Raw genomic sequence first — 24,707 nt, forward strand, 5'->3', positions numbered from 1 at the left:
CATATCCGATGGCGAAATCGCAGTTGTTCGAACCGATCACCGTGGGCGGGCAGGTGCTGGCCAACCGCATCGTGATCGCTCCGATGTGTCAATATTCGGCCGTCGATGGCGCGATGACCGATTGGCACACGATCCATCTCGGCAATCTCGCCCAGTCGGGCGCAGGCCTGCTGACGATCGAGGCCACTGCGGTGGAACCGGCCGGGCGGATCAGCTTTGCCGATGTCGGCCTGTGGGATGATGCGACCGAGGCAGCGATGGCGCGCACGCTCGCCAGCGTGCGTCGCTGGTCGCCCATGCCGGTCTGCATCCAGCTGGCCCATGCCGGGCGCAAGGCTTCGACCGATCTGCCCTGGCGCGGCGGCGGGCAGATCGCGCCCGACCATGCCGATGGCTGGCCAACGCTGGCGCCATCCGCTGTGCCGTTTGCCACCACGGACAAGGCCCCGCTCGCACTCGACCGCGCCGGAATGGAGCGCATTCGCGACAGTTTCGCCGATGCCGCGCGCCGTTCGGCCCGGCTGGGGATCGATGCGATCCAGATCCATGCCGCCCATGGCTATCTGCTGCACCAGTTCCTTTCTCCGCTCTCCAACCAGCGCACCGACGAATATGGCGGCAGCCTGGAAAACCGCCTGCGTTTCCCGCTCGAAATCTTCGACGCGGTGCGCGCCACTTTCCCGGCCGGCCAGCCGGTCTCGGTGCGGGTGTCGGGCACCGACTGGGTGCCGGGGGGCTGGGACATCGATCAGACCATCGCCTTTGCCCAGGTGCTGGAAGCACGCGGCTGCGACGCCTTCCATGTCTCGAGCGGCGGGCTCGATCCGCGCCAGGCCATTTCCGTCGCTCCCGGCTATCAGGTGCCACTGGCCCGCGCGGTGAAGCAGGCGGTGGATCATATGCCCATCGTCGCGGTCGGGCTGATCACCGGTTACGATCAGGCGGAAGCCATCATCGCCACCGGTGACGCGGACATGATCGCGCTCGCCCGCACAATCCTCTATGATCCGCGCTGGCCCTGGCATGCCGCCGCGCATCTCGGGGCGCAGGTGCAGGCCGCCAACCAGTTCCTGCGCTGCCAGCCGAGCCGTTATCGGGATCTGTTCCTGCCCCAGGACTAGGGCGCGTCGGCAAATTACGACGATGGGGGAACGTCAATTTTCGGTGGTTAGCGGACGATCCGCTATTCAACGTTGCTACCGTCGTAGACCAAATCCGTCGTCTCTTTGACGTATCCTGATGAATCCTTGACAGTGCGATAGCAGTAAACAGGCTCACCACCGATGGAGAGATCGTTGAAGGCGAACTTGATGCACATGCGATCTTCAAGTTGCATGATCTGAATGTCACGGTGGCTTAGATCATCATTCGCTTTTATCTGCCAGCGCCGGGCAGCATCACGGACGGCTGCAGAGACTGTGAGCGCATCTTTATTGCGCCAATCCTGAATAGATTTTCCTGGCGGCGGCAACTGCCGTGGCGTGGAGAGACGATGGCTTTCACCAACTGCTAGCCCCGCGACGAACGTGCCTATGAGCGCGAGCATTGCACCGCCGATTCCGATAGCCCGATGTCTCACGCCAGAACTATTCCAGTCGCGTCGCATGTCCGCAAGGGAGCGAATGCAGACGTTCGAATTTTTCTACGCCCCCGCCGCTTCGATCCGCCTATCCGGCGGTTTTTACGAGTGATTCGGTATCGCGCGAAACCGGATCGCTTGATTTATAACAATCCGGCCTCGTTCTGCCTCAATTCACCGCAGCGCTCTTTTGCGGTGCAGCGAAATCCTGTCCTGGTCGCCTCGGACAAGGGACACGGGCGCTTCGCCCGCTTGAGGGACCAGGGATCGTATGACCGCCAATTCGGCCCGGACGGCTGACAGCCGCCTGCTTGCATTCTGCGCTGCGATCGCCGTTCTGTTCTCCTCCTTCTTCGCTGTTCCTGCCCTTGCCGGCGGCGTGCTGCAGTGCGTGCCCTACGCCCGGCAGATTTCCGGCATCGATATTCAGGGCAATGCCCGCTTCTGGTGGGGCAAGGCCGAAGGCCGCTATGAACGCGGCAATACCCCGGAAGCCGGCGCCGTCCTCGCCTTCCAGTCCACCTCCTCCATGCCGCATGGCCATGTCGCCACCGTGCGCGAAGTCGTCAGCAGCCGCCGGATCGTGCTCGATCACGCCAACTGGTCCAGCCCCGGCCAGATCGAACGCCACGCCGTGGCTGAAGACGTCTCTGCCGCCAATGACTGGAGCGATGTCCGCGTGTGGTACGGCCCGATCAACGCCCTGGGCCGTCGCAGCAACCCGACCTTCGGCTTCATCTACAACCGCGCGCCCACCACGGCCGGCGTGCTGGCAATCGACACCACCGCCCACGCCGTCACCGGCGGCTGATCGGATCGCACCCGCCAGGCGCGGGGTTTTCGCGACAATCCGGCCACACTGCGTGGCAATTTCATGTCAGCAGACAACGCTTTCCGCTTGCTGTTCTGACAACAATCCGCACATCATTGGCTGATGCTGCGCCAGTATGAACTTGTTGAACGGGTGAAGAGCTACGACCCGGACGCCGATGAGGTGTTGCTCAACCGCGCCTATGTCTACACCGTGCAGAAGCATGGTTCGCAAAAACGGGCGAGCGGGGATCCCTATTTCAGCCACCCGGTCGAAGTCGCCGGGCTGATGACCGATCTGAAGCTGGATCAGGAAACCATCATCACCGCGCTGCTCCACGATACGGTGGAAGACACGCTGGCCACGATCGGCGATATCGAGGCGAATTTCGGGCCCGAAGTGGCCCGGCTGGTCGATGGCGTGACCAAGCTGTCGAAGATCGACACCATGGCCGAAACCGAACGCGCGGCCGAAAACCTGCGCAAGTTCCTGCTGGCCATGAGCGAGGACATCCGCGTCCTGCTGGTCAAGCTGGCGGACCGGCTGCACAATATGCGCACGCTCCATTTCATCCGCAGCCCGGAAAAACGGGCCCGGATCGCGCGCGAAACCATGGAGATCTATGCGCCGCTGGCTGAACGCGTGGGCATGTATGAATATATGCGCGAAATGCAGGCGCTGGCGTTCGAACAGCTTGAACCCGAAGCCTATGCCACGCTCACCGGGCGGCTGGAACAATTGCGCAGCCAGGATATCGGGCAGGTCGATTCCATCGCCCTGGCGATCAAGCAGGCGCTGGCCGCCGCCGGCATGCAGGTGACGGTCTGGGGCCGCGAAAAACAGCCCTATTCGATCTGGAAGAAAATGGCCGAGCGCCATGTCTCCTTCGATCAGGTCACCGACATCATGGCCTTCCGGGTGATCTGCGACAATGAAGCGGATTGCTATCGCGCGCTCGGCCTGCTGCACACCACCTGGCAGTTCATTCCCGGCCGGTTCAAGGATTACATCTCCACCCCCAAGAGCAATGGTTATCGCTCGCTCCACACCGCGCTGATCTATGAAAACTCCATGCGGGTGGAGGTGCAGGTACGCACCGGGGAAATGCATCGGTTGAACGAATTCGGCCTGGCCGCGCATTGGGCCTACAAGCAGGGCGAAAAGCCCGATGGTCAGGTCGGCTGGCTGCGCGATCTGATCGAAATCGTCGACGCCAGTTCCGATGCGGAAGAATTGCTCGAAAACACCAAGATGGCGATCTACCAGGATCGCATCTTCGCCTTCACCCCCAAGGGCGCGCTGTTCCAGCTGCCCAAGGGCTCGACGGCGGTGGATTTCGCCTTTGCCGTCCACACCGATCTGGGCGCGCATACGGTGGGCGCCAAGATCAACGGGCGCCACATGCCGCTGCGCACCGCGCTCAACAACGGCGATGTGGTTGAAATCATCAAGGGTTCCAGCGCTGAACCGCAGCTGAGCTGGCTCGGTTTCGTCATTACGGGCAAGGCGCGGGCCGCCATTCGTCGTTCGGTCCGGGCGCGCGAGCGCGCAGAGGTTGCCGGTATCGGTGAATTGCTGTTCGATCAGCTGGTCGAACGCTTCCCGGTCAAGCTCGGGAAAAAAGCGATCGCCGCCGCACTGGAAAGGCTCAATCTCGATGATGAGGACGATCTGATGTATGCGATCGGCGCGGCCAAGCTGTCCGATCGGGAAGTGATGGAAGCGCTCGTCCCGGGCAGCACCGCCGATCTGCCGACCCAGCCGCCGCAGGGTCAGGCGATTTCCATCAAGGGGCTGACCCCCGGCATGGGCTATGCGCTGGCGCAATGCTGCCACCCGGTCCCGGGGGATCGCATCGTCGGCCTGCGGGTGCGGGATGAAGGTGTGCAGGTTCACGCGATCGATTGCCTCGAACTCGCCAATGGCGTGGATGCCGACTGGGTCGATCTGTCATGGGGTGATCGTTCGCAGGGCGCGGTCGGCCGGATCCGCACGATCCTCTACAACCGTCCCGGCACGCTGGCGGAAATGGCCACCATCTTCGCCACCAATCACGCCAATGTAATGAATATCGAACTCACCAATCGTGACGATCCGTTTCACACCTATGAAGCCGATCTCGAGGTGAAGGATCTCGCCCACCTGACCCGCATCGTCAGCGCCCTGCGCGCCAGCGAAGCCGTGGCAGAGGCAGAGCGTATTTGATTGACCGCTAAACCCCCCGGGACGTCGCCAGACGTCCCGGTGCAGGCTATTGTGCTGCAACCGGCTGCTGCACCGGGCTGCTCCCCCTCTCGACAGGCCGCAGGCGATAGACCAGCCGGAACCGACCCGGTCCGGTCGGTTCCCGAAGCACCAGCACATAATCGGCCGCCAGCGCCCGATCCACCACCGCCGCCGTCTCCTTGTTCTGCAGCGACCAGCGCGGCTCATCCAGCACCACAGCAGCCGGGCGGGTGGCCATGATGCGGGTCACTTCGGCCACCGGGTCGACCCCGATCGATCCGGCTTCCATCATGCCGTTCAAATGGCCGGGGAAGGCGAAGCGGGATGGCAGGCAGCTGTCCAGTTCCTGATACAGCGCCGGAAACCCGTCGAACACGAACAGGCACCCCGGCGCTGTGTCCACCGGGCCGATCGCCTGCGCCATCCGTTCCACCGTGGCGCGATTGCCCTTGCCGGCAATGAAATGCGCCACCAGCCATTGCCCGGCGATCAGCGCCACCAGCGTCAGCACCAGCCCCGCGCGGCGATGATGCGCCAGCGCCGGGGCCGCCAGCACGGCCAGCGGTGCGGTCAGCGGAATCCAGTAATGCGGCACGAAGCTGCGCATCGCCACCAACGCCACCAGCGCCGCCAGCACCCAGCCGCCGATAAAACGCACAGCCGGGGTCTTGGGCGCAATCCGCCAGCCGGCCACCCCCGCCAGGATCAGCAGCAGCGCCGCCCCCAGACCGCCGGCCAGCTCTTCCAGCCAGTCGCCCAATGGCATCGGCGTGCGCAGGAAGATGGAGGTGATATTGGCGAACAACCATTCCCCGCCAAAGCCCAGCACGGCAAACCCACCCCACACCAGCAGCGTGGGCAACAGCGCCAGAGAGACCCACAGCGCCGACAGCGCCACCAGCGAACTCGTCGCCGCGCGTGCGCGCCATGCGGTCCACAGCAGCACCAGGCCGAAGAACACGCCCTCGATCACCACCGTATATTTGATCTGCACGGCCAGCCCGATCAGCAGCATGGCCAGCGCGCCATCGGCCGCCAGCCGCCCGACCGGGCGCTCGCCATTGACCTGGCGCAGCACCAGCAGCGCGGCCAGCGCCACCGGAAGGGTGTAGAACACCGCCGCCTGCCCGCCTTCGCCCTGCAACAGATTGAGCCAGGCGATATAGAGCACGCCGGCCAGCGTGGGCGCGAATGTGCGCCGCGTCAGCCGCCGCGCCAGCAGCGCCACCACCCAGCCGGTCAGCCCGGCAAACAGGGTCGCCATCAGCTGGTAAGCGATCGCATGCGATCCGCCGATCGCGGCAGCGGCGGCAAACAGCAGGAACAACCCGATCGGCTTGCGATCCCAGATATCGATATAGGGCCACGCCCCATCGAGCATGCGCTCGCCCGCCAGGCGATAGAACTGCTCGTCGAATTCGATCACCGGATTGCCGAAGGTCTGCGCGCGCAGCAGCACGGCGATCAGCACCATGCCCAGCGGCACCAGCCAGCTGTTGCGCCGGATCGGCGCCGATTTGAACGAAGCGGCCACGCTCAGTTGCCCTTCACGATTTGCCGCAGCGGCACCGGTGCATTGCAGATATCGACCCCCTTGGCCGGCGCGCGGTAGAAATCATCATCGCGATTGGCCCGCAGATGCAGATAGCGGGCAAAACTCGCGCTGTCGCTGGCCAGATATTCGAAATGCGGCCGTTCCGCCGGGGGCAGTTCATCGCCCAGCCGCACGGACCGGATCGGCACACGCAGCGCCGCATCGTCATACACGCCCGCCTCACCCCTGCCGCGCGGCAGGGTGGACAGATGCTCGATGCCCGCGATCACCCGGCCGACCACGGCGATATTGCGGTCCAGCGCGCGCGGCGCATGGCCGATCACCGCATAAAGCTCCGCGCCCGTGCCGGTATCGGGGGAAAGATCGCGGGCGACCCCGACCGATCCATAGCAATGCACGGGCCAGCCGCTGCGCCCGCCGCTGTCATCCAGCGCAATGGGCCAACCGGCGGCAAAACCCGTGATGGCATAGGAATCGATCCAGCGGTTGATCACCACCTCTTGCTTCTCCGGCGTCAGCACAAAATCGCGCCCATCCTCGGGGCCTGTCTCGATCGGGGTCAGATAATCGCTTTCCGGCACCACAAGCAGCCCGCCGGGCAGGGGCTTGGCGTCGGGCTTGTCATCCTCCCCATCGCCCCATTGCGCCACCCAATTGTCGACCACGCGATAAACGCTGGTGCCATCCCACCAATGCGCGCGGGCAAGGGCGCGGATATTGCCGGTCCAGCCGGCGCTGAAGGGCGGGGGGATCAGCTGGATGATCACCCGGCGCGGCTGGCCGGCGGTATCGGGCGCCAGTTCCATCACCAGCAGATCGGCCGGATCGATCGCCCGCCAGTCCGTGGCCGGGGCGGCGGCCACCACATCGGCCGGCGTCGGTTTGGCGGGCGCAGCCTCCTGCGCAGATGCGGCCGGGGGCAGGGCGGTGAGGGCAAGCAGCGCGGCGGACATCCGCAAAAGGGGAAACAGCGCGCGCATCATGGCCCTCCGGCGCTATCGCGCCTCTTCCTCCAGCAGATGCATGGTCTCGTCCGACAGGCCGAAATGATGCCCCACCTCATGGATCAGCACATGCGCGATCAGATGCTCCAGCGTTTCATCGCCCCGGTCGATCCATTCGCTTAGAATGGGCATGCGGAACAGCCGGATCCGATCGGGCATGTCGCCCGACCGGTCGATGCTCTTCAGATGCAGCGGCAGCCCTTCATAGACCCCGGTCAGCTCGAACGGATCCTCGATCTCCATCTCGCGCAGCAGCGTCTCATCGGCGAAATCCTCGACGCTCAGCACCACATGTCCCAGATGCGCGGCGAACTGTTCCGGCAAATGCGCGAGGGCCGCACGGGCCAGCGTTTCCATCTCTTCCAGCCCGGGTGCGATGCCAAAGATCCGTGTCATGCACAGGTGACTAGGCAGCCATTGCAAAACCAGCAAGCGGAACCCTTGCCATGGGCGCCGACTGCCGCTAGTGGCGCTCGCCTGCATAGGGCATGCGGAGCGGTGGCCGAGTGGTCGAAGGCGCACGCCTGGAAAGTGTGTATACGGCAAAACCGTATCGTGGGTTCGAATCCCACCCGCTCCGCCACTTATGGCATTCCCCCCTCATACACACACGTCTCCAGCCGTGCACACGCCTTGTCCTGGAGGGCTATTTGGTCTCCGCCCTGCCGTCTGGATATTCCGTCCGCCGTCTTGTCCAGGGCCCTGTTTCATTGCGTCCAAGGGGCGCGCGGTCGAGCCAGGAATACATGGCCCAGATCGGATCCACTCCGCGCGCATAGGTGGAATAGGCATGATAGACCTCGCCTCCCTGAAGCGCAAAGGTGCTGAGTCCCGGCCGATCCCTCAAATAGCTGGCGACATCCGTGCCCGAGGCCCTGGCAAAGTGGCGTTCCGCTTCATGGCCACCGCCTTCCTTGCCTTCGCGCCATGGCCCGGACGGGTCGGGTGAATAATTGTAGACGATCTGGCCATCACGCTGCTCGTCCTCACTGAACCAGACACCGAAATCCCGATTGAAGTCATTTCCATGCGATGATGCCCATGGGAAAGACCAGTCCATCCGCTCGCGATAGGTAAGCAGTCTGTCCAGTGGTGCCTTCGATACCGCCCAGAGCATGACATCATGGCCCGCCAGATGGGGCGCAATGCCGTTGAAACCGTCGGCGATGGACGAGCAGGAGACGCAGCCGGAACCGAAATTCTCTCCGAACATGAAATGATAGACCATCAGTTGGGATCGTCCCTGGAACAAGTCCCTGAGCGTCATCTCCCCTTGCTCGGTTGCGAACCGATAGTCTTTGTCGATCTTGACCCACGGCAATTCCTGACGCTGGCGTGCCACGGCGTCAGACTGCTTCATCAGGTTCTTTTCTGCGGCCAGAAGCCGCAGCCGGGCCTCCATCCATCGTTCACGTCCGCTGGTTTCGTGCATCCGTCGCCTCCTTTCGCATTTGCCGAGATTAATCTGCCCCGGTAACATCGTGTGAGTGACATATCCGGCGCGATGCCCCCATCAGCCGAATCCAGGCGGGAAGGTGAAAGATGCTCATCAGCCCATACATGCCCCCCATGCCTGCGATTGCGCGGAACAGCGGGGCGTTGCCGCCACATATCGAGGCGGTCGCGGACGGGGCAAACGCGACCAGACATGCCATCGCGGCGAAGGTCGGCGACGCCATGAGAGAGATTATGGTTGCGGCTCGCTCGCAAAATGGTCGAACAATCATGTCATCTCTGGCCCTTATGCAGGCACCCGTGGGTGCCAATGCCACATCTTGACGCCGGGCAGGCGGTCCAAGGGAGTGACAATTTTGGCGAGGCTATGTTGAACTCGCACAAGGAAGCCGCGCTCGCACTGGATGCGGGGGACGTCATTGGCGCCCTGCAAAGGGTCGCGTTGCGCGATGACCCGGTCAGTCTTGGCATTCGCGGCACGGCCATGGCACGCATCGGCGATCTCGACCGAGCCCGCAGCCTTTTAAGGCAGGCCGAACGGGGATTGGCGGCTGCCGACAGGCTAGCCCATGCCCGATGCGTTCTGGCGCAGGCGGAAGTGCAACTCGCTCTGCGGGATGGAGGGTGGCCCGCATCGCGGCTCGGCAAGGCCTATGCGACCTTTCTTGCCCATGGTGACTTGTGGAATGCAGCCTATCTGAAGCTGGTCGAGGCGCGACGTGCCATTCTCTGGAATCACCTCGACGCCGCCGAAGGCTTTCTCGCCGAGCATCAGGATGATCGTCATCCTGTGCTCAGCGCAGTGGCCGGCTTGCTGACCGCGCATATCTGCCTTCGAAGGCTCCGCATCGCCGAGGCGCGGGCAGCACTTGCGAAAGCTTTCATCGATCTGGGCCCACATGCGGCTGGACCATTGCGGTCCGAACTCCTTCACGCCGAAAAATTGCTTGAAGCGCCGGTTGCGGGCCGACGCGGCGAAAGGCGTGTCGTTCCAGTTACGCCGGATGCGCTCAGGGTTCTGAACCGCGACAACATCCTGATCGTCGATGGAACACGCCTGGGGGTTCGGCTTCAAGCCAGTGTCGTTTCGCTTGTTTCGCGACCGGTGCTCTTCTCGCTTCTGACAAGCCTGGCCACGGCCTGGCCAGCGGCAGGCTTGCGGTCCGATCTTATCCGGACAGCCTTTGGCAGTCGGCACGTCGATGAATCTCATCGCGTGCGCCTGCGCATGGAGATGATGCGGATGCGTCGTGCGCTGGGAAACCTCTGCAATGTCATCGCAACGGCCGATGGCTACCGGCTGGACCCTCTGCACGGAGCGTCCGTGGTTCTGCTGGAACCGTTGGTCGGCACGCGGCACCCACAGATCATGGCGCTTCTCGGCGACGGGGAAGCATGGTCAAGCCGTGCGATCGCTGAAGCTGCAGGCTCCAGCCGTCGTTCGGTCCAGAGAGCGTTGGAGGCGTTGCGCCGTGATGGACTTGTGCTTTCGCAGGGTGGCGGTCCCTCGCATCGCTGGCGCACATCGCCAGTCGATCCCATCACGACGCCGATGTTACTCCCCCAGTCGGGTCCGCCAACGGTACGAGATTGAGATGGACAACAATGCCAAGATCCTGAGAATTCTCGCCCCCGGTCAAGGTGTCGCCCACATTCATGGCGTAAGCTATGATGGTTGCCATGTCTGGGCGGCCGCTGGCGATCGGCTGCTGGCCCTTGATCCAAAGCAAGGCGAGATAAGGAAGATTGTCAGCATTCCGGCTACAGCCGGGACAGCCTTCGATGGTCGGCATCTTTACCAGATTTCAGGGGGCCGCATCCGTGTCATCGACCATGAAACGGGCAAATGCGTCAGGGATTTTGCTGCCCCTCCCGGTGATGATTGTTCCGGAATGGCCTGGTCCGAAGGATCACTGTGGATCGGGCAATATGAAGGGCGTCGAATCCTGGAAGTCTCCCCGGAAAACGGGCGGGTTTTGCGAGAGATCGAGGTGGGCCGGCTCGTAACCGGGGTTACCTGGGCGGGCGATCAGTTATGGCATGGGAGCTGGGACGGGGAACGTGGAGCCCTCCACCAGTTTGATCCTGAGGCCGGGGAGACCCGCCGCACCATCAGAATGCCGGACGGTGTGCCGATCACCGGCGTAGAGGCCAACGGCGATGGGCAAGCGTTTTGCGGCGCGGGAGCGCAAGGGATCATCCATGTTGTCCAACTCGATGAGAAATAGCCGGCGATTTGCATGAGCGGCACAAATCTTGGTGGATCGAAGGTTGGTCTCTGGATCGACATGACGCTCTGGCGCCCGCACTGATCCGAGGTCGGGTGCGTCGGCGGAACGAGGCAAGCCCAATCTCATTGGATATGCCGAAAAGGAGAGGTCGCGATGCATATTGTCATGGGCGGTACGGGCCATGTCGGGTCGGAGACTGCCAAAGCGCTCCTCCGCGCTGGGCAAGAGGTCGGCATCGTAACCCGGCATCCCGAACGCGCCACAGCGCTTGGCGATGCCGGCGCCAGGATCATCAAGGCCGATGTCAACGACATCGCGTCGCTCCGCGCCGCCTTCAGCCTCGGACGTCGTGCCTTCCTGCTCAACCCGCCCGGCGATACGAAGAAGGATAGCGACGCGATCGAGCGGCAGACGGTCGCGAACATCCTGGCGGCGCTCGATGGCTCGGGTCTGGAAAAGCTTGTCGCGGCGTCGGTCTCCGGTGCCCGGCCGGGCGAGAGGATCGGTGATCTCAGCGTCCTGTGGGAACTTGAGCAAGGGCTCGTGGCACAGCCCATTCCAGCGGCGATCAACGGCGCCGGTTACTACATGAGCAACTGGGATGCCCAGTTGGAAAGCGTGCGTCAGACCGGGGTGCTTGCGACCATGTTTCCAGCGGATTTCAAATTGCCGATGGTTGCGCCGGCCGACCTCGGCAAGGCCGCAGCGGAACGGCTGATGTCGTCGAGCGAGGACATCGGCGTCCGTCCGATCGAAGGACCGGAACGCTATTCTTCGCAGGACGTCGCCGATGCCTTCGCCCGAGCACTTGGTCGCGACGTACGGGTCGAGGTCACGCCGCCAGGTCAAGTGAAGCAGGCTTTTCTCCAGCTGGGCTTCTCGGAAGAGGCGGCGGAATCCTATATGCGGATGACACACGCCACGATCAAGAACCGGTCCGAGGCTTCGAACGAAACCTGGCGCGGCGACATCACGCTCGAGGCTTATGTTCAGGCGTTGGCCGCCTCTATGGACAATCAACAGCGATAGGTCTGTTCCGACCAGTTTACGCCCGATATTCCGCCGAAAATGCACGGGCTGGCCTTTCCAGCTTCTCGCCGATCCTTGAATAATCGACCAGCCGATCAGCTGCACCACCCGTGCCGCCGCTTCGGGGGGCACAGCCGCAAATGGTTTGCAGCCATAACAGAGCCGAACACGCTTGCGGGGCTTAGGTGATCCTCATGCGCGGAGCGGCGGCATCGGTTTTTCCGCTGTCGAGTCAGCCCATGCCAGAATGGCAAGGCGTTCGATGACGCGTCCGGCATCGAAATCGTCAAGCGCTGCTGGCCACGGGAATATCGCGCGCGGCAGGCGCCTGCAAAACGGACATCAATCGGCCAAATTTACCAAAATTAACCTGCGTTATCACGAGTACGGCCGCCCTTGTGCAAGACGCCCGTTGACGGCCCCGGGCCGTGTCTGGCGGATTTGCTTGTGCAACGGGATTGAACATTAATGATCATGGAGAGATTTCTCAGGAACAATCGCGGCCATGCGCTGACACAGGAAGAAAGAAAGGCGCTCGAAAGCGCAGTCAGTGAAATCAAGACACTCGCACCGCGCAAGACAATCGTTCGCGCCAGAGAAATACTGCACCAGAGCACCTTCCTGATGGAAGGCACCATGTCGCGATACATCGATGATACGAATGGAGTTCGCCAGCTGGTGGCCATTCACTTCGCCGGCGATTTCGTCGATCTGCACGCTTACCCTTTGGGCATACTGGATCACGATGTCGCCACCACGACAGAGGCCACGGTGGCCATCATTCCGCATGCTGCCCTGGGCAAGATCATTCGCGATCTGCCCCAGATCGCGCCCAAGCTCTGGTTTGCCACGCTCATCGATGCGGCGATCCATCGGGCGTGGCTGTTTCGTCTTGGCCGGCTCGATGCCGTGGGGCGGGTCGCGCATTTCCTGAGCGAAACCAATGCCAGGCTGATGTCCGCCGGGTTGAGCAACGGCCATCGGTATGCGCTGGGCCTGCGCCAGACCGATCTGGCGGAAATCTGCGGCCTGACCACTGTTCACGTCAATCGGGTCATGCGCAAATTGCGCGAAGATGGCCTGTGTGAATTCCGCTCATCCTGGGTCGATATCCCCGAACCTGCGCGACTGGCGGCCAGGGGGCAGTTCGACCCCCACTATCTCTATTTTGTCGATGAGAGGGGGGGCTCGCAGCGTACCTGTCCGTGGGGGCGGGAGCCTGCAGATTAGTCGCTGGAAACAAAAGAAAATAGAGCAATTTCTAAGCAGGTGGAATCACCTGCTGACCCGGAAATTGCGGCAAACAAAAGAAAACAGGACGAAGATTCGATGCAGGCGATATTGCCGGGGAGAACTCCCCCCGGCTTAGAGGTTCATTCTGCCGCGATGGGCTGATCGATCATGGCTTCTTCCTCTCGAACCTGGGCGATGTGGCGCCGGTATTTTGCCAACGCCTGACCGACGACCTGATCCATATTGTAATAGCGATAGGTTGCCAGCCTTCCCACGAACAGCACGTCGGGCGTTGATGCAGCTAAATCTTCATAACGCCTGAACAGCGCCTGGTTTTCCGGCCGCGGTATGGGATAATAAGGGTCCCCCTCTGCGCACGGATATTCATAGGTTATGCTGGTCTTTTCCGCGACCTGCCCGGTCAGATGCTTGTATTCGGTCACCCGTGTGAACCGGACATCTTCTGCCGGATAGTTGATCACCGCGACCGGCTGCAGCCATTCCTGGTCCAGCGTCACATGGCGGAATTCCAGTGATCGATAAGGCAGCTTGCCGAAACAATGATTGAAATACTCGTCGATCGGGCCGGTGAACACCAGCCGGTCAAAATGCACCTGCTTGCGGATATCGTCGAAATCCACTCCCAGCCGGATATCGATCAGCGGATGATCGAGCATGGCGTTGAACATGGCGGTGTAGCCATCCGCTGGCATGGCCTGGAAGCTATCGGTAAAATACCGGTCATCGGTGTTGGTCCGGGTCGGAACCCGTGCGGTAACCGATTTGTCCAATTCGGACGGATCCATCCCCCATTGCTTGCGCGTATAGCCACGAAAAAAGGCTTCGTAGAGTTCGCGCCCGACCTTTGAAATCACCACATCGGCCGATGTCACCAGCGGTTCGACAGGCTCTGCCCGTTGCGCCAGGAAATCCTCTGCCTCCGCCTCGGTCTGCAAATTCAGCCCATACAACCGGTTCAGCGTTGTCCGGTTGATCGGCATCGGCACCTGCATGCCGCCCAGGTCCGCCAGCACCCTGTGCTCATAGGGTCGCCATTCCGTAAACTGCGACAGATAGTCGACGATATCCTGACTGTTCGTGTGGAATATGTGCGGGCCATAGCGGTGCACCATGATTCCCGCCTCATCCGGGTGGTCATGGGCATTGCCACCGATAAGGTCGCGTCGGTCGATCACCAGCACACGCTTGCCGCCATCCCGGGCCAGCCGTTCGGCCATCACTGCGCCGGCAAAACCGGCGCCGACCACCAGATAGTCGTAGAATTCCATCGGCGCCGCATCGGATTTGCCGGTGACCTCGTCGATCAGGGCCCGCATCGCGCTGCCGACGGCCAGCCAGCTTTGCCCCGCAAGCGCGGCATCGGCTTCCTGACGCCAATGGGTCGTTGCGCTGTCCCGCTGAATGGCCAGCGCCCGTTCGCAGGCGGCGACAAAGCCTTCGGCCGTGTCGGCAATCATCACCGCGCTCAAATGCCCGTAATGGCGTACGACATCGGCAATCGGTGTCGACACTACGGGCAGGCCGGCGGCGAGATATTCAGGGGTCTTGGTAGGGGAAATATACCGTGTCGCGGCATTGATGGCGAAGGGCATCAGCGCAACATCCCACCCGCCGGCATAGGCGGGCAACTGATCATAGGTCTTGCCGCCCAGATAGGCGATATTCGGCCTTTCGGGCAGTTCGGACGGGTCGATCTTGACCACCGGCCCGACCATCACGATCGACCATTCGGGCCTGGCGTCGGCAATGGCGGCCAGCAGGTCGAGGTCCATCCGTTCGTCGATGACCCCGTAAAAGCCCAGCCGGGGGCGGGGCAATTCGGCCTGGTCTGCCGGATCAGCCCCGACCTGCCGTGCTTGGGCGAAATGCGCCACATCCACGCTGGAAGGGAATGCATGCACCGAACGGTGAAGGGGGCGCTTGGCTTCGTAGAGGCTGTATCCTCCGGTGAAGACCAGATCGGCTGCGGCCAGCAGTTCCGCCTCGAGATCGGCCAGATCGGGCGGCGCGAAGCGGAAATTCGCCAGTTCGTCCATGCAGTCGTAGACCGTGCAATCCGCCTGCAGATGCCGCGAAAAAACCAGCATCATGGGTGTGTAATACCACCGTACCAACGGGCGGGGCGCGCCAGACAGGCATTCGTCCAGCAGCGCCTGCAATGCCTGCGCACCGGCTTCGCGCGTCAGGCCTTCGGGCAGATGCGGCACCACCACCTCGATATTGGCCGCCGGGCTGTAGCTTTCTATCCTGGGCTTGGCCCCCGGATCTTCGAAGATGGGTTCTTCCCAGAAAATGACCTGCTGTGTGTGCGCCATGATAGACATGAGATGTTGGGGGCGCTGGAACACGAAATCCCAGCGCAGATGCGAAAAACACACCAGCGTCATTTGGTTGGACCTTCGAAAAGTAACGATGTCCCGAAAACGCGACCAAACGTTTTACGCTCCCTTTCAGTGTCCGATATTAACACTTGTTATGACGATTTTCAGGCGGATAGCGCTGCGTTCTGTTGTTGGTGGCGTTAAGTCGGATCATGCAGCAGGATATTCGCGGAAGCGGTCGCCCGATCATGGGGTCAGCAGCGGGCGCAACGGGGCCCCTTCAGTTATGGGGCGGGGTCGAATGCACGATCAACCGGCTGGCCGACCGTTATGTCGATCAGATCGTCTTGAGCGGCCACGACAGGCGAAGCGACGATATCGACAGGCTCGCCACCCTCGGGATAACGGCCCTGCGATATCCGCTGCTGTGGGAAAGCTGCGCGCAGGCCCCCGATCCACAAGCCTGGTGGGCATGGCACGATGCCAGGCTGGAACGGCTTTGCGCGCTTGGCATCCGCCCGATCCTGGGCCTCGTCCACCACGGCAGCGGCCCACCCGCCACCAACCTTTTGTCGCCCGGCTTCGTTACCGGCCTCGCCGAACACGCCCGCCAGGCGGTGCAGCGATACCCCTGGGCAGAGGATTGGACCCCGGTCAATGAACCTTTGACGACGGCGCGCTTTTCCGCGCTGTACGGCCACTGGTATCCTCATCTGCAGAATGAACAGGCATTCTGGAATGCGCTGCTGACGCAGGTGGAGGCGATCCGCGCGGCAATGGTTCAAGTGCGACAGGTCAACGCTGGTGCCCGACTGATCCAGACGGAGGATCTGGGGACCACCACCGCCACCCCGGAACGGCAGGTGCAGGCCGATTTCGACAACCAGCGGCGATGGGCATCATGGGATATGCTTGTCGGCCTGCTCGTCCCTGGCCACCCCTTGTGGGATCGGCTGGCCGGCATGGGGTTTTCAGACCGTCTGCAGGCCCTTGCCCGGCAGCGCTGTGCACCGGACATTCTGGGCATCAACCACTATCTCACCAGCGATCGGCACCTCGACCATCGGCTGGATATGTATCCGCCGCACACCCATGGGGATAGCGGTGCCGGGCCCATTGCCGATGTGGCAGCCGTGCAGATCAGCCATGAATCGGCAGGCATGGAAGGCGCATTGCGCGCCTGCTGGGATCGTTATCGGATTCCGATGGCGCTGACCGAGGTGCACAATGGCTGCACCCGCGAAGAACAGCTGCGCTGGCTGGTCGAAGCCTGGTCGATGGCCGGGCGGCTGCAGGCGGAGGGGATCGGCATTCATGCGCTGACGGCCTGGAGCCTGCTGGGCTCCCACGATTGGGACAGTCTGCTGACGCGGTCCGACGGGCATTATGAAAGCGGCGTTTTCGATGTGCGCAGTCATCCTCCACGCGAAACAGCGCTTGCGCCTGCATTGCGGCATCTGGCGAACGGGGGGCTGCCCGATCACCCGACCCTGCGCCATGCAGGCTGGTGGAAAGGGCATGCTCTGATCGGCCATACGGATGTTGGTGCAGCGGCAGGCGGGATGGTGGCCGCAACCAGACCCCTGCTGATCGCCGGCTTTACCGGCACCCTGGGGCAGGCTTTCGCCGGCGCTTGCCGTTTGCGCGGCATCGATCATGTGATCACGCGGAGGGATCAACTGGATATCACCGATCCTGCATCGATCGGCCGGATACTCGATGAACTCAATCCCTGGGCTGTCGTCAATGCAGCGGGCTGGGTCCGGGTTGACGACGCCGAACGCGATCCTGCCGCCTGCATGGCGGCCAACCATGCCGGCGCCCTGGCACTGGCGGACGGCTGCGCCTTGCGTGGCATACATTATACGGCGTTTTCCAGCGATCTGGTGTTCGATGGCCTGCTGGAACGCCCCTATGTCGAAAGCAACGCGACGGCGCCGCTCAGCATCTATGGCCGCAGCAAGGCGGCCATGGATGCGGCCTTGTCCTCATGCGGGCAAAGGGCGCTGGTTATCCGCACGGCTTCATTCTTTTCCCCGTTCGATCAGCACAATTTCGCCGTGCATCTGATCAGTGCGCTCCGCTCAGGGGAACGCTTCCGCGCCGCCGCCGATTGCTGGACTTCGCCGACCTATGTGCCCGATCTTGTCCGCACCACGCTGGACCTGATTATCGATGACGAAGCCGGCTTGTGGCATGTGGTCAATGATGGCGCGGTCACCTGGACTGATTTTGCCATGCAGATCGCCGATGCGGCAGGCCATGACGGGCGGCTTGTCCTGCCCACTCCGATGCGTGACATGGGCTGGTCGGCCCCGCGCCCGCGTTACGCCGCCATGACCAGCGAACGCGGGGTGCTGATGCCGAAGCTGACGGGCGCGATCGAACGGTTCGCCGCAGACCTTGGGTAGGTGGCCGGCTGTTCCGATCTGCCATGGGTTTCCGTCAATCGGGCGGCGGCGGCAGATCCCCCGGGGTACGGCCGGGCTTTTCGTCATCGTCGGGATCGGCATCGGGTGCATCATGGGGCGGGTCTTCTTGTCCGGGTTCGACAGGTGGTGCATCGGGCGCACCCTGCGGGTCGATCGCGTCCGGGCGTGATGAAGAGTCTGCAGCCATGGAAAATTCCTTTCGCCTGATCAGCGAATGGACAGACGTGGGGTTCCCATGCGGCCCGGAACTGGCTTTCCCGCCAAAGGTTCCAGAAGACAGGGTCATCGAAAGACCCTTCATTCAGCCTCAGATACGGCGGCCGTTTTCGCTGGCCGGCAGATTTTCTGCAGGCACTTGCTGATAGGGAAGGCCGCTCATGGCACTCGTCGTCGATACTCCCGTCATGGCACCGATGGTGCGCAAGCTCTGCCTGTGGCAGCCCCTCAGTGATGCAGACAAGCGAGCGGTTCTCGATCTTCCCCATACCCTGCGCTCGTTCGATGCCGGCAATTATCTGGTGGAGGAGGGGGACAGCAGATCCGACTGCTGTCTGCTTCTGTCCGGCTATGCTTTCCGGCAGAAGGTCGCGGGTGCTGGTGGACGGCAGATTCTGGCGATGCACATCGCGGGGGACGTGGTGGATCTGCAGAACTCCCTCCTGCGCAGGGCGGATCACAGCGTGCAGGCGCTTTCCGCCGTTCAGGTGGCGCTGATCCCGCGGGAAGCCATTGTCGCGCTGGCTTTCAGCCGCCCAGGCGTCGGCCTGGCCATGTGGTATGATACGCTGGTCGACGGTTCGCTTTATCGCGAATGGATGACCAATATCGGCCGGCGCGACGCCCGCACCCGCATTGCCCATCTGCTATGCGAATTCGGTTCACGGCTGGAGGCTGTCGGGTTGGGAAGCACGGCCGGTTACGAAATGCCCATGACCCAGGAACAGATTGCCGATGCCACGGGGCTGACCACCGTGCACGTAAATCGCATATTGATGGGGCTGGATCGTCAGGGGCTTACCCAGCGGACCCGGCGATCGGTGATCATCCACGATTGGGATCGTCTTTGCGACGTCGGTGATTTCAGCCGCGACTATCTGCATCTGGACTGACGCATTCCGCAGCGGCGCGGACTGATTATACGAGCGATCGGACCAGCATCACCAACCCACCCACCAGCAGAATGAACATGCTGGCGACGGCGGCAAAAAAGATCAGCTCTCCGGAAAGCTTCATGCCTCTCCCCTCTGTAAGAGAATGATGCAGCGCGGTCCGGGGAACGACAATTATCATATGTTAATTAATGCAAAAATTCTTGCCTTTTGCCGAATTCAACGGGTCATGCCGCCGATGACAGGTGGATCACGGGCGGGTCTTCTGCGCGGACGCGTTTGATCAGCTTTTCGACATAGCCGAGCTTGGCCACGATCACGTCGGACAGATGGAACGGGTAGAGGTCCGCCTGACCCATCGACCGATTGATGGCGTTCATGGCGAAGGACAAGGGCTCCATCGCGCTGGCCAGTTCCTGAATATCGGCATGATAAGGGTCGAAGTCGACATCGACTTCTAGGCCCACGCTGTCCCCCGGCAGGCAGCGCAAGGACAGGTCGAAGCCCCCGGCCGTGGCCAGAACGTCGACGATGTGAAGATAATGGGCAAAGGTTTCGGCAAAATCCTCCCACGGATGCATCGTCGCGTAATAGCTGACGAAATCATCCGTCCAGATCCGCATGCCGTCTGCCGAATAATGCGCTTGCAGGGCCTTTTGATAGTCGGCGGTCTCATCCCCGAACAGGGCGCGAAAGGCGGTCAGTTCGGCGCTGTCGTGCTCGATGAAGCGTGACCAGTAATAATGGCCGACCTCGTGCCGAAAATGTCCCAGCAATGTCCGATAGGGCTCGCCCATGGCATTGCGGATCCGTTCTCGTGCGGCGTCATCGGCCTCGATCAGGTTCAGCGTGATCACGCCGCCATCATGGCCGGTAAATATCTCGGGCGTGCCGGCCTGCTCGGCCGCCGCATCATACAGGAAATCGAACACCAGGCTGGCATGGGCCTTCCCGGGCTGGGCGGTGTTTTCCATTGGCAGACCCAGCTTGATCAGCTCATGGAACAGCCGACGCTTCGCTTCCTCGATCTTTGCCCAGCGGGCTGGCACCGACGGGGCGGACAGATCCGGGATCGTGCGATTGTGCCGGCAGGCGCGGCACAAGGTGGTGGGCCCGCCGGCATCGACCAGCCAGTTGCAGATCTGATAATCATTGTTGTTGGCGCAGGCCCAGACAGGGGCATCACGCCCGTCGCCATCGCGCCAAACGGTGGCTGCGTCGGCCAGGAACCGGAAGGCATCGATCTCCGGATCATAGCCCAGAGTGGCCTGGCAACCCGGACACACGCGGACCTCGAAATGGTTCAACCGGCGGCAATTGGGGCAGGCGTGCGGGCGCATGGACAGTTCCAGTGATGTGTGGCCCCTCAACCCGTTCATCGCTCAAGCGATCCCGTTGATCGATGTTGCAGGGTCAGGAACCCCGGACTGATCCGGGAGTAATGCGGAATCCCAACCTGCAGCATCGCTTCAAGATGTTCGCGACCATTCAGGACATGCAGATGACGGCCGCAGCCAAAGCCATCATGGCGCTTCCGCCAGCCCCCGCACAGCCAGGCGTGGGTGAAACCGTCATCCAGCTGGCGAACCTGCTGCAGGACGACGATGTGCTCCATGCGGCTGTCGATGAATCTCAGGCGGCTGCTGTCGCGCTGGCGCTGGCCGCCGCTATGCCCGATGCGACCGTGCTGCTTTGCCCGGGCAGCGATGCCTTGCCGGGTGACAATGGTCCGGCGTCGCCCGCCAATATCGGCATGCGTGTCTCGGCCCTGCGTGAAATCCGGCAAGCCTCTGCCCGATCCCCCCGCACGCCGATCGCCTGCATCACCACCGGCGAAGCGCTGGCGCGGCTGTATCCGCCACCCGCAGCTTTCGACACCGCGCCGCCCCGGATCGCCGTGGACGCCCCATGCGATCTGACGCAGCTGTTCGAACAGCTGCAGGAAACCGGCTATCTGGTCGATGATCGGGTGGATGAACCGGGGGAGGTGGCGCTGCGTGGGCAGGTGCTGGATGTCTATCCGGCAGACGCTGCCATGCCGCTCAGGATAGAGGTGGCGGACGGGATCGTTGCATCGATCCGCTTCTACGACCCTGTCGATCAACGCACCGTGGAAACCTGCGACAGCCGGGAACTGGGCCGGGTGGCCGAACCGCCGCTCGATGGTGCGGGGGTCGCGCTGCCGGTGCATCTGCCGCAGGCGCGGATCGTGCTCGCGGCGGGCGCCGACGACCGCCGGAAGCGCTTTCTCGCGCTTGCGAAGGATGCGGAGGCGCGCCGCCCTAAGCGCGCCCTGGTTGATGTCGCCGGTCCAGCAAGCTGGAAAAAGGCGCTGGCCGGGCGCGACCTGCTGGGTCTGCAGCGCCAAGCGGATCCGCCGCCCCGTTTCGTGGAAGCAAGGCGGCCGATGGCCCGGTTCCGGGACTACGCGCAGCAGGCGATCGCGGACGGCAGAAGGATTGCCCTGCTGGGCAGCGAACGGGATCTGCGATTCCTGTGCCGGCGCGCGGCCAGAACGCTCAAGACCGATGTCACCCGCGTCGCTTCCTGGCGAGAGGTGGCGGAGGCAAAACCGGGCCAGGTGCTTGCTCTGGCAATGCCGGTGGACCGGGGTTTCGCGCTGGACGATCTCATGGCGATTTCCGCCGCCGATCTTCTCGGCAGTCGCGCCGAACGCGCAGAGCAAGGTGAAAGAACCGCTGATACCGCGCTGCTCGCACTGGAAGATATCCGGCTGGGTGATGTGGTGGTTCACGAAGATCACGGGATCGGCATCGTCGGCGGCCTGCAGCCCATGCCCGCAGTGGACGGGTCCGAAACCGGCGATGGCATTGCCCTGACCTATGCCGATGACGGGCTGAGACTTGTGCCCGTGGCGGAGGCTGATCGTATCTGGCGCTATGGCGCAGAACCCGATGCGGTCACGCTGGACAGGCTTGACGGCAAGAGCTGGGAAAAACGACGCAAGGCCATCGACGCTGCGATTGCCGAAAGCGCCTCGGCGCTGACGGCTTTGGTTGCCGCGCGCAAAGACCGGGCTGCCCCGGTCCTCGAACCGGCCGCCGATGCCTATGAACGCTTTGCATCGGGCTTTGCCTTCACCGAAACAGCCGATCAGGCGCGGGCCATTGCTGCCGTGCGCGATGATCTGGCGTCCGGAAAACCGATGGACCGGCTAATCGTCGGCGATGTCGGCTATGGCAAGACCGAAGTCGCGCTAAGGGCCGCCGCCCTGGCCGCACTGGCAGGACATCAGGTCGCCATCGCGGCGCCGACCACCGTCCTCGTCCGCCAGCATCTGGAAACGTTCACCCAGCGGTTCGACGGAACCGGCATTGCCGTGGCCGGCCTGTCGCGCCTGTCCACTCCGGCCGAAAAGAAGCGGGTCAAGGCCGGTCTTGCCGACGGCTCCATCGGTATCGTGATCGGCACCGGCGCCATCGCGGGCAAGGATGTCGTCTATCGCAATCTGGGTCTGGTCGTGATTGACGAAGAACAGCGGTTCGGATCGGCGGACAAGGCGCGCATGCGCGATCTGGCCGATGGGCATGTGCTCACCCTGTCGGCGACCCCCATCCCGCGCACGCTGCAGAATGCGCTGATCGGCCTGCAGCAGATTTCGGTCATCGCCACACCGCCGGCGCGCCGGCAACCGATCCGCACCTCGGTCAGCGCATTTTCGCCGGACCTTTTGCGCATTGCCCTGTTGCGGGAAAAGAGCCGCGGGGGGCAAAGCTTCGTGGTGGTGCCCCGCATAGAGGACATGGCGCCCCTCGCCGAAAAGCTGGCCCGGCTGGTGCCGGAACTCGAACTGCTGCAGGCCCATGGCAAGATGGCCGCCACCGCCATCGACGAGGTGATGGTCCGCTTCGGGCGGGGCGAGGGGGATGTGCTGCTGGCGACCAATATCATCGAGGCGGGCCTCGATGTGCCACGGGCCAACACCATGATCATCTGGCGCCCGGATCGCTTCGGCCTGTCGCAACTGCACCAGCTGCGCGGTCGCGTCGGCAGGGGCGGCAGGCGCGGCCAGGTGTTTCTGCTCACCGAAGAAACCGCCGACCTCGCCCCGCGCACGCTCAAGCGCCTGCGCACGCTCGAAGCCTTCGATCGTCTGGGCGCAGGTTTTGCGATCAGCGCGCGCGATCTCGACATGCGTGGCGCCGGCGATCTGCTGGGGGATGAACAGGCCGGGCATATGAAGCTGATCGGCATAGAGCTGTATCAGCATCTGCTTGAATCCGCACTGCGCGCGGCGCGTGGAGAAGACGTGGAACGCTGGACGCCCGAACTCAACATCGGCGTCGCCGGTTGCCTGCCGGAAGCCTGGCTGCCCGATGAGGAAATCCGGGTGACCCTCTATTGCCGCTTGGCCCGGCTCGAAACGGCAGAGGGGCTGGCCCTCTTCGCCGAAGAGCTGGAAGACCGCTTCGGCAGCTTCCCTCCCGAGGTCGACATGCTGCTGCGGGTGGCAAGGGTCCGGCTCGCCGCAAGAGAGGCCGGCATCGCCCGCATCGATGCTGGCCCCGCCGCCATTGCCCTGACCCCAAGGCCCGGCTTTTCCGGTGGCGATCTGCCAGACGGTGTGGTGCTGAAGAAGGACCGGCTGGTTTTCAGCGATCCGATCGAGGATCCCCACGCAAGGCTGGAGCGCTTGGAAGATCTGCTGGCGGCGATGGCAGAGAGGGCCGGTTGACGCTGGCGGCCGGGATGGGCGTCATCATGCCCAAACGGTTGCGGGCGATGTCAGATCGTCGACAGCCAGGGTGCGGATGCCTTGCGCACAGAGCTTTGGCCGATCTCGAAAAGATTGCGCCTTTGTCCGCCAGCCGCATCGCGCGATGCCAGGGGATGGCTCAGGTCGGAAACATCGCACCCAGGCGCTATCTGGGGCAGAAGATGCTCAACGCTGGCCAGCGCAAGGCCAGGCATTTCCCCGCCCCACGGATCATGCAGGGTGAAGGACACCAGATTGCCCATGCTCCCGGTCAAGGCCCAGCCATGCTCGGCAAACGCCGCCTGCAGCCGCTCGAAATTGTCGGGCGTATGGGCCGCCACGTAGCGATCGAGAATGGCGTGGGCCTGTGTCCGGAACCGATCAATCAGGTCGGCCATCGTGCTGAAAATCCCTTGTGCAGTCCGCCGCGTGAATCGCGGTCAAGCTGTCAGATCGAAGCAGGTGTCAAAGCCGTTCCCCGATTTCTCCCGTTTTGCGACGACGCCCATCGGGTGGGAGACGAACGGAAGCAGCCCAGGCGGCTGGGTATTGAACGGGGTGGCAAACCGTTCCACCATCGCCAGAGGCAAGGGAGCAGGCGAGATGGGCGATTGGGGGGCACAACCCTGGGAAAGCGATGAAGCCGCAGACTGATTTCACCGTTTCTGGCGCGAAGGCTGGCCTCTGCTGGAGCAAGAGATCGGGCAATTCGATCCCGCGCAGGAACGCTTCGATGCGCTGCGGGCGGCCGCGCATGTTCTCGCCTCGTTCGGTGATCCCTTCATGGTGCCGGTGGATTATCTCGAAAAACTGCCGAACCTGCTGGATCGGCTGCTGGAAATCCTGCCCGCCATGATCGACCCCGCGCGGGAGGATTGGGGGTTTCTCGATATGTGCGGCGCCGATCCTGCCACCATCGCCAGCGTCAGGGACCAGATCGCAACAATCGAAACGCGCCGTGCGGCGATCCGGCCTGGTTAGCAG

20 protein-coding genes and 1 tRNA gene are annotated in these 24,707 nt (G+C 62.9%); 12 read left to right on the top strand and 9 right to left on the bottom strand.

Going from position 1 to position 24,707, the window contains the following annotated elements:
* Positions 1-8 precede the first annotated feature (8 nt).
* On the top strand, positions 9-1,121 hold the full coding sequence (locus GRI97_RS16410) for an NADH:flavin oxidoreductase/NADH oxidase (protein WP_161392310.1): 1,113 nt from the start codon (positions 9-11) through the stop codon (positions 1,119-1,121).
* 62 nt (positions 1,122-1,183) lie between these two features.
* On the opposite strand, the gene GRI97_RS16415 is transcribed toward GRI97_RS16410, so the two are convergent.
* The gene (locus tag GRI97_RS16415; protein ID WP_161392311.1) at positions 1,184-1,606 is read right to left on the bottom strand and encodes a hypothetical protein; all 423 of its coding nucleotides are present in this window, start codon (positions 1,604-1,606) and stop codon (positions 1,184-1,186) included.
* Between the two features lie 244 nt (positions 1,607-1,850).
* Between GRI97_RS16415 and GRI97_RS16420 the strand changes: the two genes are divergently transcribed.
* On the top strand, positions 1,851-2,390 hold the full coding sequence (locus tag GRI97_RS16420) for a CHAP domain-containing protein (protein WP_161392312.1): 540 nt from the start codon (positions 1,851-1,853) through the stop codon (positions 2,388-2,390).
* Between the two features lie 123 nt (positions 2,391-2,513).
* Positions 2,514-4,595: a RelA/SpoT family protein gene (locus tag GRI97_RS16425; protein ID WP_161392313.1), complete on the top strand. Its 2,082-nt coding sequence runs from the start codon at positions 2,514-2,516 to the stop codon at positions 4,593-4,595.
* 46 nt (positions 4,596-4,641) lie between these two features.
* Here the strand turns inward: GRI97_RS16425 and GRI97_RS16430 are convergent, their stop codons facing one another.
* Genes GRI97_RS16430 through GRI97_RS16440 form a run of 3 tightly spaced genes read right to left on the bottom strand, consistent with a single transcriptional unit; the run spans position 4,642 to position 7,571 of the window.
* The gene (locus tag GRI97_RS16430) at positions 4,642-6,150 is read right to left on the bottom strand and encodes an ArnT family glycosyltransferase (protein ID WP_161392314.1); all 1,509 of its coding nucleotides are present in this window, start codon (positions 6,148-6,150) and stop codon (positions 4,642-4,644) included.
* 2 nt (positions 6,151-6,152) lie between these two features.
* Complete coding sequence (locus GRI97_RS16435) at positions 6,153-7,154, bottom strand: peptidylprolyl isomerase (RefSeq protein WP_235917912.1); 1,002 nt, start codon at positions 7,152-7,154, stop codon at positions 6,153-6,155.
* A gap of 12 nt (positions 7,155-7,166) precedes the next feature.
* A complete protein-coding gene (locus GRI97_RS16440) occupies positions 7,167-7,571 on the bottom strand; it encodes a metallopeptidase family protein (protein ID WP_161392315.1) in 405 nt (134 codons plus the stop codon).
* Positions 7,572-7,667: 96 nt separating this feature from the next.
* Here GRI97_RS16440 and GRI97_RS16445 point away from each other — a divergent pair.
* Positions 7,668-7,758 (top strand) — tRNA-Ser (locus GRI97_RS16445).
* Between the two features lie 63 nt (positions 7,759-7,821).
* Here GRI97_RS16445 and GRI97_RS16450 read toward each other — a convergent pair.
* Complete coding sequence (locus GRI97_RS16450) at positions 7,822-8,607, bottom strand: DUF899 domain-containing protein (RefSeq protein ID WP_161392316.1); 786 nt, start codon at positions 8,605-8,607, stop codon at positions 7,822-7,824.
* Between the two features lie 333 nt (positions 8,608-8,940).
* Here GRI97_RS16450 and GRI97_RS16455 point away from each other — a divergent pair, with 333 nt between their 5' ends.
* From GRI97_RS16455 to GRI97_RS16470, 4 genes are all read left to right on the top strand, one after another.
* Positions 8,941-10,224, top strand: coding sequence for a helix-turn-helix domain-containing protein (locus GRI97_RS16455; RefSeq protein ID WP_161392317.1), 1,284 nt, complete (start codon positions 8,941-8,943; stop codon positions 10,222-10,224).
* A 1-nt stretch (position 10,225) separates the two neighbouring features.
* Positions 10,226-10,858 carry an NHL repeat-containing protein gene (locus GRI97_RS16460; protein ID WP_161392318.1) on the top strand — a complete coding sequence of 211 codons (633 nt, stop codon included), beginning with the start codon at positions 10,226-10,228 and terminating at the stop codon, positions 10,856-10,858.
* Positions 10,859-11,014: 156 nt separating this feature from the next.
* A complete protein-coding gene (locus GRI97_RS16465) occupies positions 11,015-11,890 on the top strand; it encodes an NmrA family NAD(P)-binding protein (RefSeq protein ID WP_161392319.1) in 876 nt (291 codons plus the stop codon).
* A gap of 468 nt (positions 11,891-12,358) precedes the next feature.
* On the top strand, positions 12,359-13,120 hold the full coding sequence (locus GRI97_RS16470; protein ID WP_161392320.1) for a Crp/Fnr family transcriptional regulator: 762 nt from the start codon (positions 12,359-12,361) through the stop codon (positions 13,118-13,120).
* Positions 13,121-13,263: 143 nt separating this feature from the next.
* On the opposite strand, the gene glf is transcribed toward GRI97_RS16470, so the two are convergent.
* A complete protein-coding gene (gene glf, locus GRI97_RS16475) occupies positions 13,264-15,459 on the bottom strand; it encodes a UDP-galactopyranose mutase (protein WP_235917913.1) in 2,196 nt (731 codons plus the stop codon).
* A gap of 254 nt (positions 15,460-15,713) precedes the next feature.
* Here glf and GRI97_RS16480 point away from each other — a divergent pair, with 254 nt between their 5' ends.
* Positions 15,714-17,876, top strand: coding sequence for a dTDP-4-dehydrorhamnose reductase family protein (locus tag GRI97_RS16480; RefSeq protein ID WP_161392321.1), 2,163 nt, complete (start codon positions 15,714-15,716; stop codon positions 17,874-17,876).
* Positions 17,877-17,910: 34 nt separating this feature from the next.
* On the opposite strand, the gene GRI97_RS16485 is transcribed toward GRI97_RS16480, so the two are convergent.
* Entirely contained in the window at positions 17,911-18,084 is a 174-nt protein-coding gene (locus GRI97_RS16485; protein WP_161392322.1) for a hypothetical protein, read from the bottom strand.
* A gap of 190 nt (positions 18,085-18,274) precedes the next feature.
* Between GRI97_RS16485 and GRI97_RS16490 the strand changes: the two genes are divergently transcribed.
* On the top strand, positions 18,275-19,006 hold the full coding sequence (locus tag GRI97_RS16490; protein ID WP_161392323.1) for a Crp/Fnr family transcriptional regulator: 732 nt from the start codon (positions 18,275-18,277) through the stop codon (positions 19,004-19,006).
* Between the two features lie 227 nt (positions 19,007-19,233).
* Here the strand turns inward: GRI97_RS16490 and GRI97_RS16495 are convergent, their stop codons facing one another.
* Entirely contained in the window at positions 19,234-20,385 is a 1,152-nt protein-coding gene (locus tag GRI97_RS16495) for a zinc-binding metallopeptidase family protein (RefSeq protein ID WP_235917914.1), read from the bottom strand.
* 146 nt (positions 20,386-20,531) lie between these two features.
* Here GRI97_RS16495 and GRI97_RS16500 point away from each other — a divergent pair, with 146 nt between their 5' ends.
* Positions 20,532-23,702 carry a helicase-related protein gene (locus GRI97_RS16500; RefSeq protein WP_235917932.1) on the top strand — a complete coding sequence of 1,057 codons (3,171 nt, stop codon included), beginning with the start codon at positions 20,532-20,534 and terminating at the stop codon, positions 23,700-23,702.
* 50 nt (positions 23,703-23,752) lie between these two features.
* On the opposite strand, the gene GRI97_RS16505 is transcribed toward GRI97_RS16500, so the two are convergent.
* Positions 23,753-24,121 (bottom strand): hypothetical protein, encoded by a 369-nt coding sequence (locus GRI97_RS16505; RefSeq protein WP_161392324.1) that lies wholly within the window; start codon positions 24,119-24,121, stop codon positions 23,753-23,755.
* Between the two features lie 385 nt (positions 24,122-24,506).
* On the opposite strand from GRI97_RS16505, the gene GRI97_RS16510 reads away from it, so the two are divergent.
* Positions 24,507-24,704 (top strand): hypothetical protein, encoded by a 198-nt coding sequence (locus GRI97_RS16510; protein ID WP_161392325.1) that lies wholly within the window; start codon positions 24,507-24,509, stop codon positions 24,702-24,704.
* Positions 24,705-24,707 lie beyond the last annotated feature (3 nt).

The sequence above is a fragment of the Croceibacterium xixiisoli genome (assembly GCF_009827305.1).
Lineage (GTDB): Bacteria > Pseudomonadota > Alphaproteobacteria > Sphingomonadales > Sphingomonadaceae > Croceibacterium_C > Croceibacterium_C xixiisoli.